Consider the following 14,119-nt stretch of genomic DNA (forward strand, 5'->3'; position numbering starts at 1 on the left):
CCAAAAAAGAACCCCGCCGGGAGGGCTGAAAAAAAACATGGAGGAGCGATGAGCGACGGCTCTTCTTCAGACTTGCTGCAAGGGGAACACGCACACATCCGCGAAAAAGGACATGGAATGCCTTTGGGGCTGCAAGCCCCAAACAATGCCTCCCGCGCCAAAGGCGCGCATCCCAAACAAAAAGCCGCCCCTTGGGCGGCCTTCCTTATTTCTTCAGGCCCGCTGCTCGAAGCAAAAGCCAGTGCAACCTCAACTTAATCCTGCAAAGCCCACATGCCGCTGCTTACCCACCCGAAGTATTTTCGGGCGATATGGATGGCCACTTCCCCGGCATCGTCCAGACCGAACTTGGGCACGTCCGCCTCCACCCCCCGGTCGGTGACCATGGCAACGAGCTTTTTTTCGGCCTGATTGTTCCTGTCGCACAGGGGCCGATCGTGGGTATCGCGACGATGGACCTCGATTTTGGGCTGATCGGAATTGAAATATCCTTCGGCAAGCACCAGATGCTTATCCGCAAACAGGTTTTCAGCCAGCTCCGGAAGCGTCATTTCACGGGAGACCGACTTGATCATGGCAATCCGATCGGGTGAGGATATGACCACGGTCTCGGCCCCGGCCTGTTTCAACCGCCAGGAATCCTTGCCCTCGCGGTCGATTTCAAAGGAATGGGCATCATGCTTGACCGCTCCCACGGATATGCCGAGCTTGCGCAACTCGGGCAACAGTCTCTCCATGAAGGTGGTTTTACCGGATTTCTTTTTACCGACGATACAGATTATTTGCGGTTTCATTGTGGGTCCTTTTTCTATTTGAACAATGGGCATACTCAATTCTGCGTCCCGGCGAGAAACCCGGCAGCAAAACAATTTCCGAGTATATTGCAACTGAAGTAATGCTGCAATCCTTTACAACCATTCGAGCGGGTGACACTATGCTCCAAGCCGCAAGCCCATAGCCGAGGATGACCATGCACACCCCCATTTCCCGCCAACGGGCAGTTCAGGAACTCCTGAGAATCGCCCGCCCCCTCAAGAGTGAAGCCATTTCCCCCATGGACGGGGTAGGACTGGTCGCCGCCCATGACGTCAAGGCCCTGTGCAACGTCCCCGAACACGCCTGTTCTGTGCGTGACGGCTATGCACTGCGGGCTGAAGACGTGAAACTGGCCGGGACCATGAAGCCCGTCCGGCTGGCCGTCGGCGAGTGTATCCGGGCTGAATCCACGGCCCCGGGCAGAGTTGGAAAGGGGCAGACCGCGCGCGTGCTCACGGGCGGCCCCATACCCCCCGGAGCGGATGCGGTGCTGGCCGAAGAGGATGTGGAGACCGAAAACGGGGACATCCTGGTCAGAACCCCGGTACGCAGCGGCTGGTTCGTGCGGGCCGTGGGCGGAGAAATCCGGAAAGAGACCATTATCACCGAAACAGGAAGGATCATCTCGCCCCAGGCCGCAGCCGTCATGACCCGCACTCGGGTCAGTTCGGTGCTGGCTCACCCCAGGCCTCAAGCGCGCATTCTCGCCCTGGGCAGCGAACTGGCCGCGCCAGGATGCGAGGAACACGGCATGGCCCGGTTCCCGGCAGACAACCTGATTCTGCTCCGAGGGCTGTTCGAACAAAGCGGTGCCATGGTGATTAAAACCGGCGTCATGCCCGACGACGAGAACCGACTTGTCAAGACACTGTCAGCCACGGATTTGCCGGATCTGGTCGTGACCACGGGCGGCACAGGAAACAGCGAACGGGACTTCACCCGCATGGCCGCCCAGGAAAGCGGCTTCACCCCGATCTTCAGCCGCATCGACATCCGCCCCGGCCGGAACATGGTCGCAGCCGTGCGCGGCAACACCCTGCTCTTCTGCCTGCCCGGACCGCCCGCAGCGGTGCACGCCTGCTACCACGCAGTCATCCTGCCCGTGGTGCGCCGCCTGAGAGGCCTGCCCGACCGGGAACAGCCCCTCAAGGCCCGCTTCACCAAGGGCATCAACGTCCATCCCGGTTCGGAATGGATGGTCCAGTGCGAACTGAATATCCAGGGGTCCGCCATCACCGCCACCCCCTTTGCCGGAAAAGAAGTGCCTCCCATGTTCGGGCTGGGCCGCGCCCACGGCCTGGCCGTCCTGCAAAGCGGCGACTCCATCCTGCGCGGCGAAGAAACAGAGATTCTGACCACCCTGTTCTAAACCCTGCTCCCAACGGACAACACCACGATCTCGCGGACACCCTTCACGTATGGAACCAAGCTTGTGGTTCACACAACGGCTTAGGCATGCTACAGTCCTGTTCAACCTCGTCTCCCTTCTCGGTCAGCGCCACCTCATCCCGTCGACAAAAACGATTCGTTCTCGAAAGGCCTTTTTGAGCGAAAAAGTGTCACCCACCTTTCGAATCCTCGTCACGAAACTGTAACATGTCAGGATTATCAATAGTTCACATGTCAACGAGGACTGTCTTTTCTTTACATAATTTTAAGGAAGGTATTTCATGAAAAAACTGCTTATTGCTTTTGTGACCCTGGCTGTCCTGAGTGTCTCCGCTCTGGCTTTCGCTACCGACATCCGTGTCAAGGGTTCCACCACCGTTGACCCGGCCATGAAAAAGCTGGTCGCCGCGTATCAGGCCGCCAACCCCGGCGTGAATTTCTCCATCTCCGCCACCGGCTCCGGTGACGGCGCCAAGGCCATCATCAACAAGACCGCCGACATCGGCATGATGTCCCGCGACATGAAGGACGCCGAGATCGAAAAGTGCAAGGCCAACGGCACCGAGCCCGTCCAGTTCGTCATCGCCCTGGACTGCCTGGTTCCCATCGTCCATCCCTCCAACAAGGTTTCCGAAATCACCACCGCCCAACTGAAGGACATCTATCAGGACAAGATCCGCGACTGGAAAGACGTTGGCGGCGACAAGGGCATGATCGCCCTGTTCTCCCGTGAGACCAACTCCGGCACCTACGAAGTGTGGCACGGCAAGGTCATGAAGAAAGAAGACGAGTTCGACCTTGTTTCCCGTATGCCTTCCAACGCCGCCATGGCCGCCAAGATCGCCGGCAACAAGAAGGGCATCGGCTACGTTGGCCTGGGCTTCCTGAATCCCAACATCAAGGCCCTGACCGTGAATGGCGTGCAGGCCTCCGTGGCCACCGGCAAGGACGGCTCCTACCCCCTTTCCCGCGGCCTGAACCTGTACACCGGCGGACAGCCCACCGGCGAGACTGCCAAGTTCATCGAATTCGTCATGTCTCCCGCCGGCCAGAAGATCATCGCCGAAGTCGGCTTTGTCCCGGTCAACTGATATCAAAACGACTGCATCTGATGTAAGCTACTTCCCGTCGGGGTGCCTGGCGCCCCGACGGGATCACTCTTCATAACAGAAGCGAGAAACAATGCTCTCACGCTCCCACAAAGAAAAGGCCATCAAGACGGGGTTTCTGCTGGCCGCTAGCGCGTCCATCATCGCCCTGGGCCTGATCATGTATTTCCTGGTGGGCGAGGCCCTGCCGACGTTCACCGGCTTTGACGCCATGGGTGCGAAAGTCCCGGGCGTCAGCTTCTACGACTTCGTCTTCGGCGCACAGTGGAAACCCATATCCGAACACCCCCAATGGGGCATCCTGCCGCTGATCATGGGCTCGGTCTGGGTCACCCTGATCTCCTCGCTCATCGCCATCCCGCTCGGCATCATGACCGCCATATACCTGGCTGAGATTGCCCCCCACAAGGTGCGGGAGATCGTCAAGCCCATGGTGGAGCTGCTGGCCTCCCTACCCTCCGTGGTCATCGGCTTCTTCGGCCTGGCCGTGGTCGCGCCCATCCTGCTCGAAATTTTCGACATCCGATTCGGCGTGAACATGCTCAACGCCTCCATCATGCTCGCCTTCATGGCCGTTCCAACCATTACCTCCATTGCCGAGGACTCCATTCATTCGGTCCCCAACGAAGTCCGCGAAGGCTCTCTGGCGCTCGGAGCCACCCGGTTCGAGACCATCTGGCGCGTGGTGCTCCCGTCCTCGTTATCGGGCCTGTCGACAGCGGTCATTCTCGGCATGTCCCGCTCCATAGGCGAGACCATGGTCGTGCTCATGGTGGCCGGCGGCGCAGCCCGCATTCCGACGTCCATCTTTGATCCGGTTCGACCGATGCCCGCTTCCATTGCCGCCGAGATGGGCGAAACCAGCTTCGGCCTGGAAACGCACTATTTCGCGCTCTTCGCCATTGCCATGGTCCTGTTCGTCATCACGTTTCTCTTCAACCTCCTGGCCGACCACATTGCCCACAAATACAAGCAAGTCGGCTCAGCAACGCTGTAATCGAGGGAGCAGATGTCAGAAATGGTAAGCAACGACATGGCAATACCCGGTTCCACCATCCCGGATACTCCCGGCCATCGCCTCCGGCGCCGAATCACCCAGGAATTCTGGTTCAACCTGTTCCGGGTGGCGGTTGCCATCAACGGCCTCGCGCTTTTCATCATCATCGGGTACATGGTCTACTTCGGCCTGCCCGCCATCAGTTGGGACTTCCTCACGGGCCAGCCCACGGAAGGCGGCCTGGCCGGAGGAATTTTCCCGTGCATCGTCGGCACCCTGTACCTGTCCATAGGCTCCATGGCCCTGGCCCTGCCCCTGGGCGTGGCCTCAGCCATCTATCTGCATGAATACGCCATGCCCGGCCTGGTGATGCGCATCATCCGGCTGTGCATCAACAACCTGGCGGGCGTGCCTTCCGTGGTCTTCGGCCTGTTCGGCATGGCCTTTTTCGTGGCCGCGAGGGACCTCGGCGGACTGGGAATGGGCGTGTCCATTGCCGCGGGTTGCATGACCCTGGCCGTGCTCATCCTGCCGGTCATCATAGGCACCTCGGAAGAGGCGCTCAGGAGTGTTCCCGACACCTACCGCGAGGCTTCCCTCGGACTGGGTGCCACCAAATGGCAGACTGTTTTCAGGGTCGTCCTGCCCTCGGCCATGCCCGGCATCCTGACCGGCTCGATCCTGTCCATCTCGCGGGCAGCGGGAGAGACTGCGGCCATCATGTTCACCGCCGCAGCCAGCTATAACCCGACCCTGCCCTCCTCCATATTCGACGAAGTCATGGCCCTGCCCTACCAGATCTACTCGCTTTCGGTCTCCTCCACCAACCCCGAAGCCACACTGCCTCTCCAATACGCAACCTCCCTCGTACTGGTTACAATGGTGCTGGGCATGAACCTCATCGCCATCTTCCTCCGGTCCCATCTCCGCAAGAAGCTGGGCTAAAGGATTCCACGAAAAAGCCCCCTGCCCGGTATGCCGAGCAGGGGGCTTTTTCGTGCGCCGAGCCGACTAGCCCATGCGCTGGTAAAGCTGGACATAGGAATCGACCATCCGCTCCGCCGGGAAACGCTTCCGGCCCGAAACAAAGGCCTCCATCCCCATGAGCCGGACAAGGCCAGGATCGGAAAGCAACCGTGCCGCAGCCTCGATGAAACCCTTCTGATTTCCGGCCGGGACAAGCACGCCGGTGGACTGATCCATGATCTGCTCCGGCACACCGCCAACCTCGTACGAAACCACGGGCAAGGCCTTGGACATGGCTTCCATGATCACCAGGGAATGGTTGTCCGCCCTGGTGGGGTACAACATCACGTCCGCAGCCGCCATAAGCAGGGACAACTTTGTACGGTCCACGTACGGCCACAGGATCAGATCCCCCTCCCTCCCCTCGTGGTCGCCGCCCACGGCAAAGCAGACCAGCTCGGGCAGCCGGGCCTTGAGTTCAGCCCATATGTCCCGCCATGTTTCACCGGACTTGTACGCAGCGCTCATGCCGCCGTGGGCCGCGAACAGGACCACTTTGGCCACGGGATTGATCCCGAGTTGTTGCCGTGCTTCCGGTTTTGATCGAGGGCGGTCCGGCCAGGGGATGCCGTTGGGGATGATGGTCACCGGGCGCAGCAGGTGGGACTTGGCCAACCGGGCCAGCCAGCGGGACGGAGCCACCAGCACCGGGTCCAGCCGTTGAACCTGGGCCAGCTTGATCTTGCGCAGTTCGGCCGCGTCCGAAAATTTTCTGGGACAGGGACCGGCACACCCCTCGTCCGCGTTGCCGCAATCCATCGGATACGGACAGCCGCCGGTGAACAGTTCGCAGTCGTGCAGGGTGATGACGGTCCTGGTCCGGGCCGGGATGGAGCCGAGCAGAGTCGGCCAGTCGCCCGTGCAGTGCACGTGGGCAATGGCCTTGTCCGGGAGGTATCGGCCAAAATCCTCGGGCAGGATGGCTGCACCGTCCGCCTTTTCAGCCAGCTCGAAGCTGAGATTCGCTTCAATCTCATGCCGCTCCATGCCGGCCATGAGCAGCCGGGCCACGCGTGTAGCCCCGCCGGTAGTTTCAAGGCCGGTGTGGTGGTAGACAGGAGGAAAAGGCATGAATTTATCCGTCCACCTTCTCCATGTCGAGCGTCATGTCCACAAGATCCGGATCGTGGGGGTCAGGGGTGACCACGAAGCCGAATTTCTTGGACAGCCCTTGCATGGCCTTGTTCTCGACCATGGTCTGGCCGGTCAGCACCTTGGTGCCGCGGTCCTTGGTGTAGCGGATTCCCTTGTGAAAGAGCAGGGAACCGAGCCCCTCGCCCTTCTGGTCGGACCGGACCACAATGGCGAATTCCGCCTCGGAGTTGTCCGGTCTGGTGTTGGTCCGCATGACCCCCAGGGTCTCGAGTTCACCCCTTTCGTCCTGGGCCGTGGCGATGAAGGCCATTTCCCGGTCATAGTCGATCTGGGTGAAACGGGCGATATCCTTGTGATCGAAATCCCGCTGGACCACACCGAAGAACCGCAGCCGCAGATCCTCGTCCGTGAGGTTGTCCAGAAACGTCCTGTGGGTGTCTTCGTCCTCGGGACGGATGGGACGCAGGGTGACGTGCCTCCCGGTCTTGAGAACCACGCACTCCTCCAATTCGCGGGGATAGGGCCGGATGGCCAACCGGGACTCGCCCTCGCCTTCGAACGGGGCAATTTCGATCTTGCCGCCCAGGGCGAGGACGCCTTCGGCATCGGCATAGAGCGGATTGATGTCAATGGCGGTGACCTGGGGCACGTCCACGATAAGCTGGGAAATCTGGATCAGGGTCAGGCAGATATCGTCGATATCCGTGGGCTGGTGAGACGGGCTGCCCTTGAGCAGGGCGGCGATGCGGGTACGGCCCACCAGTTCCCTGGCCAGGGACATGGACAGCGGCGGCAGGGTCAGGGCCTGGTCCTGGATCATCTCGCGGGCCATACCGCCATGGCCGAACATGAGCACCGGACCGAAGACCGGGTCCACGGTGGCGGATATGGACAGTTCGTGCGCACCGGGCCTGCGGCCCATCTTCTGGACCGTGAACCCCTCGATGTAAGCGTCCGGCCGTTCGCGGGTGCACCGGGCCAGGATGGAGGCCGCGCCTTCCCAGACGCGCTCCGGGGTCTCCAGGTCCAGAAGCACCCCGCCCACGTCAAAGGGCTGGGGAATCTGCGGACTCCTGAGCTTCACGGCCACGGGATATCCCAGGGCATCGGCGGCGATGACGGCATCCTTGGCCGACACCGCGATGCGGGTCTCGACCACGGGAATGCCGTAAGCGGCCAGGATGTCCTTGGCCTCGGGTTCGGTCAGGGAAGTACGCCCGTCGGCAAGGGCTTTTTGCACGATATTCCGCGCGCCCGTGGTGTCCGGGAAAAAATCGGTCGGCAGGGAATCCGGGGTCTCGATGAGCATTTCCTGGTTACGCAGGTATTCGGCCATGTAGAGAAAGGCCTGCACCGCCTGGGTAGGTGTCTCATAGGTGGGGATATCCCCGACCCGGAAGACCTCGCGGGACGCCTCGGAGGCACTGGCCCCAAGCCAGGCCGTGAGCACCATGCGCTTGACCCGTTTCAGGGAGTCGCGCAGGGCCCTGGCAATTTCGAGATCGGGTTGAGCGGTCCAGGGAACATGCATGACCAATATGCCGTTGGAATTCTTGTCCTTGATGAGGAGCTTCAAGACTTCGGAATAGGCCGGGCCGTCGGCGTTGAACGGAATGTCCACAGGATTGCCCCTGGACCAGTTCTCTGCGCCCAGCACCTGGTCTATGCCCTTGACGGTCTCTTCGGACAAAGGCGCAAGCTGGCCGCCGCCCTTGATCAGACGGTCCGCCGCCAGGATGCCTGCGGAAGTCCCGTTGGTCAGGATGGCCAGTTTATTGCCGAACACCTGTTTGGGCGCGGACAGGGTCTGGGCCGCGTCGAACAAGCCGTCGATGTCCTCCACCCGGAGCATGCCCGCACGGCGGAAGGCCACGTCATAAATCTCATCCATGAGCCGATGGCCACCGGTCTCCTTCAGCTTGAGGTCGCCGAACACGGTATCCAGGGCATGACCGGGCCGGATGACCAGCACCGGTTTGTTGCGCGAGGCGGCCCTGGCTGCGGACATGAATTCACGGGCGTCCTTGATGGACTCCACATAGAGCATGATGGACCGGGTCAGCGGGTCCGAGCCGAGATAGTCGAGGATATCGGCAAAAGTGACGTCGATGCGGCTGCCCAGCGCGATCATGTGCGAAAAGCCCACGCCCTTGTCTATGGCCCAATCCAGAACCGTGGCAAAAAGCGAATCGGACTGGGAAATGAGCGCCACCTTGCCCGGCTCTACCGTTGCGTGGGCCAGGGAGGCGTTCAGGTGCAGGGACGGCACCATGAAACCCAGTGATTTTGGTCCGATGATGCGAATTTCCGGCGGCTTGGCAATGCCGAGGATGGTGGACTTGATATCGAGACGCTCTTCTTCCGTCATGGAGGCGAACCCCGCGCCCATGAGCACCGCTCCGCGCGTGCCGCGCTCCTTGAGGGAATGGATTATCTCCGGCACCTCGTCGAGGGGCGAACAGACAACGGCCAGATCCGGGGTCTTGGGCAGATGCCTGACCGAGCTGTAGGTAAGTACGCCGGCAATGGCCTCGGCCTGGTTCGAAACCGGCATGACCGGCCCCATGAACCCCCCGGTCATAATGTTGCGCATGACGATGTTGCCCGCGTTCCGCGGATCATTGGTGGCCCCGATGACCGCAACGGATTTGGGCTTGAAGAGATATTCGAGATTGATAACGCTCATGTGGCTCCTTGGGCGTGTCGATTTCGGAAAAGGATAGCGTGTTTTACCGTGATCAGGCAACAGCAGAATGGACTGCGCCGGTTCTTGAATACTGACCTTGTTCGCGGGGCGTTTCCGAACCGACGCCCGGCCCGTCGGCGTGCTTGTGTGTTCGTCCTCACCGAAGGACACTCATCAATATCCCGGTACACGACAGGCGATGGGCCGAGGCCATATGTGCGGTTGCGGCATAAAGAACCATTTCGACTCTAAAGTTTTCTAAAGAACCGTCGATAGGACACCAAGAGAATACCATGCCCTGCAACAAGGAGTGCACATCATGGCTATCGAATCCCTTGCCCAACAGGCCTCGACCTTTGTGGATTCCCTGACCGTCAAGCCCGCTGCCGCGGAACAGACGGAAAAGGACGTTGCCGAAAAGGCAAACATTCCCGATCAGGGTGACAAGGTCTCCATTTCCGAAGAGGCGCGCGCCCTGGTGGCCATCGAAACCTTGGGCCAATCCGAAGAGTCCGATGAGGAGTCGAGCACGGATCAGACCATCCAGGCCCTCAAGGACAGAATCGAAAAGCTGCAGGAGGAGATCAAGGAGCTGAAGAACAGCAACCTCTCAGAAACCGAAAATCTGTCAAAACTGCAGGACAAGCAAACCCAACTGATGGAAATGCAGGATCAGCTCGTCAAGGCCGAGCAGGCCAAGATCAAGGATGAAGGCAAGGCCGACGGCGGCGGCACCCGCGCCAATGGTTTCGGCAACAGCGCTTCCAGCTTCTAGCCAAACACCGCAACGACATACGGTTGCGGCAGGCCTGTACCTGCTGCAACTGTCGACGGCGAGGCCCTCCATCCCAACCAGCCGGATCCGCTCACGAAACCCGGATTTCCGCACTCATTCACTCACTCATCAGAGTGAATGAATATACCACTTGACGCCTTTTTCCCCGAACATATAGTATATATATGCCAGAATGCCCTATGCGGGCGCATTGCGGACCAGGGAAGGTCTGCGTTGGCGGGGAGAGACACCCATGTCCATGGGAGTTACCGACTTTATCGTCGCCGGGCCGCCAGGCCAGGTGACAGCAGGCCCTGCAGGGTCGTTTCAGGCTGGTCCGCCGGGACAGGTTTCCATCGGCGAACCGGGCCACGTACCCATAGACACCACTCCGGCCCGTGTCATGATCGACACGTCCATGGCCAGGATTCCCTATGCCGCCCCAACGGGCGGAGGCTCTGCCAGTGCCTTTGCCGGTGCGGGCATAGGCGGCGGAGGCGCATTGGGCGGCGGGTCCAGCTCTGCACACATCGGTGCAGGCGGCGGTGGCGGCGGCACACTGGGCGGCGGGTCAAGCGCAGCACATATCGGCGGAGGCGGCGGAGGCAGTGCCGTGGGCGGAGGCTCCGGCACACAGGCGCCCATCGGCGGAGGCGGTCCTGCCGGAGTCGGCAAGGACAATCTCGGCGGAGGCGGAGCGGGCCAGGCCACGGGCTCGGGCAGTACGGGCCAGACCGGCAGCGGCAATCCCATCAGCCAGAACACCGGTGGCGGCAGCGTCTCGGGCGGTGCCAACGTGCCCATCTCCACTGAATCCGGCAAGACGCCCACCTCGGCAGCAACCGGAGGTGGCGGTGGCGGTGGCGGCGGAGGCGGCGGCCCCATCGAATCGGCAGGCAGGCCTCCGACAGACACCACAGGCAAGGTATCCATTGCCCCGCCCATGGGCATACAGCCCATTTCCCCGGCCGGGTCCGTGCCCATGACTCCCAAGGTGGGATTCTCCATGCCCACCCTGACCGGATTCGTTCCCATCACGCCCGGCGGCAGCATCGAGGCATTTCGGTTGACCCAGCCCCACGGCATGTATTTCGGGCACACCCAGAGCTGGCCCAACGATGTCATCCATCATTCCAGACACTCAGCTCCATACACTCCGCCCCAGACGCCCATGGCCCCATGGATTCCCACGGCTGACGGGTATGCGGAACCTTTCTCCACCCCCAAGACGAGTTTTGACGAGAGTCAGGGCCGTGGCGCATCCTTGGACATGCGCTCCGAATACAACCTGAACATCGACCAGACCCAGGATATCGAACAGTCCCACCTCACGACCTACAACGAATCCGTGGACCGCTCCCTTGACCAGTCCATGAATTCGACCATCCAGCGCAACGACCAGTACATCAACCAGAACGACGTGGACAACTCCACCAGCCGCAACCTGGACCTGAGCACACAGCAGAACACGGAAAACAGCCAGACGGTCACGCAGGTGACCAACACGGAGAACGTGGCCAATTCCGAGACGAACATCGACAACCAGCAGGACAACTCCCGGACTTTCAACAACCCGGAAAGCCGCCAGACCAACAACGTGTCCGAGAACACGGACGTCCGAAACGTCGATGCCCGCCAGAACATCAACGAGAACAAGACCACGGAACAGACAGAGGTGGACAACACTTCGGTCAACTACGTCTCCAACCAGAACCTGATCCAGGATAACGACAACTCGGTCATCCGCAACGAGGACCACTCCACGTCCTCCTCGCAGGTCAGCGAAACCAACTTCAACCAGGTGGACAACTCGGTCAACGAGCAGGTGGACAACTCAAGCACCACGGTGGTCAACGAACACCGGTCCGAGCTGGCCTACAACGACACCCGGGTCATCGAAAACGACAATTCCCGGTCCGAACAGCAGGCCACCACCTTCAATTTCGTTGACCAGGACAATTCCGTGGAAAACTTCGTGGACAACAACTCCACCGTGATCAACGACGAGAGCAACCTCTCCTTTGCCTACAACATCAGATCGGAGAACAATTTCGACCAGTCGCGCAACGTGGACCAGTCCACGGTCTTCAACTACGTGGACCAAAACAATGCCCGGACCACCTATGTGGACGACAGCGACACCAACGTGCAGGAAGTCAACAACGTCACCATGGCCTTTCCCGAAAGCCGCCACGTCGAGAACGACAACTCCACCAGGATCAACCTGACAAACAACTTCGAGACCCTGGATCAGGACAACTCCGTGATCAACAACGTTGACGCCCGGCAGATACAGTACCTCACCAGCGAAGATCCCACCTACGTGTTCGACAACTCCTCCAGTGTGATCATGAACTTCGACGCCCCGGAACGGGTCGGTGGAAACATCGTGGTCGGCCACGCTTAGCAGAATGCCTCCGGCAGCCAGAGGGGAAACTTTTGAAAAAGTTTCCCCTTTGGACTCCCCTTCAAAACTTTTTGGCGCGCCTTCGGCGGGGCATCCGCCCGTAAACTCAATGCGTCCCTAAAAGAACCTCACCAAAGGTGGTGTCTCACACCTCCTTGTCCACGTGCAGGGTGGCGGTCTGAAAAACGCACATTTCGGTAAAGCCGAACATTCGGGCGAACTTGAAAAGGCGTGCATCAAAGCCGCCCTTGTCGTCGGCCCGGATGCCCATGACCCTGGCCTTGCCCAGCCGCCGGGCCTCCTCCCTGAGCCAGGCCACGTCCCCTTCGAGACCTCTCCTGACCACTGTGCCCCAACGACTCAGGGTAATATGCAGTTCGAGCATATCTTCCCGCTCGCCGATGGCGCAGTGACCATAGGCCCCGCCTTGATCGTGCAGTTCCAACCAACGGTATTGCCCCAGATCCGGGAAATGGGCCAAAGCTTCGGGTCTGCCGCGCAGTTCACGAACGGCCATGATTACCTCCGAACGGGTTGTAGTCGTTGGCGCTCCTGACCGGACGCTGCCCGGCATCAGGCTGCCTGAACCCTACGGCAAAATAGCGGAATCCGTCCGCCGCATGGCTGGTCCAGTCATGCAGGGGCCGGGACGAGAAATGGGCGGTCATGTCATTGAAGGACCGCCGATAGTGGCGCAGGGCCTCGATGCCGGGGGAGCAGCGCTGTTCATCGAACCAGCACCGGGGCAGGATGGTGCGCACCGCGTTGATGCCGTCCTGGATGGGGATGTTGGGCGCGATGTCGAACCGGACCCCCAGTGAACGGGCCACCTCCAGACGCGACTTGCCCGTGCCCAGTTCGCGCACCCGGATGTCATGGGGCGCGACGTGAACACCGTACTTGTACCCTTTGCGGTCCAGGACCTTGACATAATGGTCCAGCCCCTCGCCGCTGGCCTCGTAGTAGTCGATGATGGCGAAGGTGCCGCCGGGCCGGGCCTGAACGAACCAGATGGACGTCGAATCCGACATGCCCAAATCCCAGGCCGTGTGCACGGGCATACTCGGATCAAGGGCCACCTGGGTGATGCGTCCCTCCTTGTCCGCATCGGCCAGCAGCTGTCCGAAATAGGCCCCTCGAATGGCGGCCGTAAAGGAACACTCGAACTCCTGCTCGTATTCCTCGGGCGACATCTCGCGCCCGTTGGCGGCCAGCTCGTCCGGGTGGATGATGCCGGTCTCGGAGGCGCGGTACATGGCCGCGAACCAGTCCGGGTCCAGCCTGGCCTTCTCCCATATCTCGTACAGGGCGTTCTTGCCCCTGGGCGTCCCGATGAACATGGCCCAGCCCTCCCGATCGGACAGGGCGGGCCGGATGACCTCGGTCCAGACCCGCAGCGGCATCTGGGCCACCTCGTCGAAGACCACGCCGTCCAGGTACATGCCGCGCAGGCTGTCAGGGTTATTGGCCCCGAACAGCCTGATGCGCGCGCCATTGTCGAAATCCGCCCGCAGCTCGGTCTCGTTGAACTTCACGGTGCAGCCGTCCAGACCCAGACCGCAATACCGCTTCAACTCATCCCAAACCACGGTCTTGGCCTGTCGATAGAGCGGAGCGATATAGGCACCGCGCCAGTCCGAGCGGTCCGTTTCCTGCGCCGCCCGTATCAGCCTGTTCACCGACAGCACGGTCTTCCCGAACCTGCGATGACACACCAGAACCGAAAACCGGGTCAACAAGGCCTCGATCCGGGCCTGGTGCTCCCTCGGAACATATTGTTCATTGATCATTCTTCTTTCCTTATGTTGACGGGCGGGCC

The 14,119-nt window shown here is 60.8% G+C and carries 12 protein-coding genes; 7 read left to right on the forward strand and 5 right to left on the reverse strand.

Annotated elements, in window-relative coordinates; genetic code table 11:
• Positions 1-258 (forward strand): hypothetical protein (locus DWB63_RS15425; RefSeq protein WP_206613182.1); only part of this gene is annotated, 258 nt, incomplete at its 5' end.
• Here DWB63_RS15425 and mobB read toward each other — a convergent pair.
• The gene (mobB, locus tag DWB63_RS15430; protein ID WP_128329759.1) at positions 255-794 is read right to left on the reverse strand and encodes a molybdopterin-guanine dinucleotide biosynthesis protein B; all 540 of its coding nucleotides are present in this window, start codon (positions 792-794) and stop codon (positions 255-257) included. The genes DWB63_RS15425 and mobB overlap by 4 nt on opposite strands.
• Before the next feature lie 176 nt (positions 795-970).
• Between mobB and DWB63_RS15435 the strand changes: the two genes are divergently transcribed.
• The 4 genes from DWB63_RS15435 (at position 971) to pstA (ending at position 5,256) form a co-directional block, all read left to right on the forward strand.
• Positions 971-2,185 carry a molybdopterin molybdotransferase MoeA gene (locus DWB63_RS15435; protein ID WP_128329760.1) on the forward strand — a complete coding sequence of 405 codons (1,215 nt, stop codon included), beginning with the start codon at positions 971-973 and terminating at the stop codon, positions 2,183-2,185.
• 301 nt (positions 2,186-2,486) lie between these two features.
• Complete coding sequence (locus DWB63_RS15440) at positions 2,487-3,296, forward strand: PstS family phosphate ABC transporter substrate-binding protein (protein WP_128329761.1); 810 nt, start codon at positions 2,487-2,489, stop codon at positions 3,294-3,296.
• A 91-nt stretch (positions 3,297-3,387) separates the two neighbouring features.
• A complete protein-coding gene (gene pstC, locus DWB63_RS15445) occupies positions 3,388-4,311 on the forward strand; it encodes a phosphate ABC transporter permease subunit PstC (protein WP_128329762.1) in 924 nt (307 codons plus the stop codon).
• Positions 4,312-4,347: 36 nt separating this feature from the next.
• Positions 4,348-5,256, forward strand: coding sequence for a phosphate ABC transporter permease PstA (gene pstA / locus DWB63_RS15450; protein WP_241648887.1), 909 nt, complete (start codon positions 4,348-4,350; stop codon positions 5,254-5,256).
• Positions 5,257-5,322: 66 nt separating this feature from the next.
• Here the strand turns inward: pstA and DWB63_RS15455 are convergent, their stop codons facing one another.
• Both DWB63_RS15455 and DWB63_RS15460 read right to left on the reverse strand, forming a co-directional pair.
• Positions 5,323-6,408 carry a glycosyltransferase gene (locus DWB63_RS15455; RefSeq protein ID WP_128329764.1) on the reverse strand — a complete coding sequence of 362 codons (1,086 nt, stop codon included), beginning with the start codon at positions 6,406-6,408 and terminating at the stop codon, positions 5,323-5,325.
• Between the two features lie 4 nt (positions 6,409-6,412).
• Positions 6,413-9,118: a bifunctional acetate--CoA ligase family protein/GNAT family N-acetyltransferase gene (locus DWB63_RS15460; RefSeq protein ID WP_128329765.1), complete on the reverse strand. Its 2,706-nt coding sequence runs from the start codon at positions 9,116-9,118 to the stop codon at positions 6,413-6,415.
• Positions 9,119-9,437: 319 nt separating this feature from the next.
• On the opposite strand from DWB63_RS15460, the gene DWB63_RS15465 reads away from it, so the two are divergent.
• A complete protein-coding gene (locus tag DWB63_RS15465) occupies positions 9,438-9,893 on the forward strand; it encodes a hypothetical protein (protein ID WP_128329766.1) in 456 nt (151 codons plus the stop codon).
• A 253-nt stretch (positions 9,894-10,146) separates the two neighbouring features.
• Positions 10,147-12,300 (forward strand): hypothetical protein, encoded by a 2,154-nt coding sequence (locus DWB63_RS15475; protein ID WP_164879917.1) that lies wholly within the window; start codon positions 10,147-10,149, stop codon positions 12,298-12,300.
• A gap of 145 nt (positions 12,301-12,445) precedes the next feature.
• On the opposite strand, the gene DWB63_RS15480 is transcribed toward DWB63_RS15475, so the two are convergent.
• Complete coding sequence (locus tag DWB63_RS15480; RefSeq protein WP_128329768.1) at positions 12,446-12,817, reverse strand: hypothetical protein; 372 nt, start codon at positions 12,815-12,817, stop codon at positions 12,446-12,448.
• Positions 12,804-14,090 (reverse strand): terminase family protein, encoded by a 1,287-nt coding sequence (locus DWB63_RS15485; RefSeq protein ID WP_128329769.1) that lies wholly within the window; start codon positions 14,088-14,090, stop codon positions 12,804-12,806. The genes DWB63_RS15480 and DWB63_RS15485 overlap by 14 nt, the downstream gene beginning before the upstream one ends.
• Positions 14,091-14,119 lie beyond the last annotated feature (29 nt).

The organism is Pseudodesulfovibrio sp. S3 (assembly GCF_004025585.1).
In the GTDB taxonomy this organism is placed as follows: domain Bacteria; phylum Desulfobacterota; class Desulfovibrionia; order Desulfovibrionales; family Desulfovibrionaceae; genus Pseudodesulfovibrio.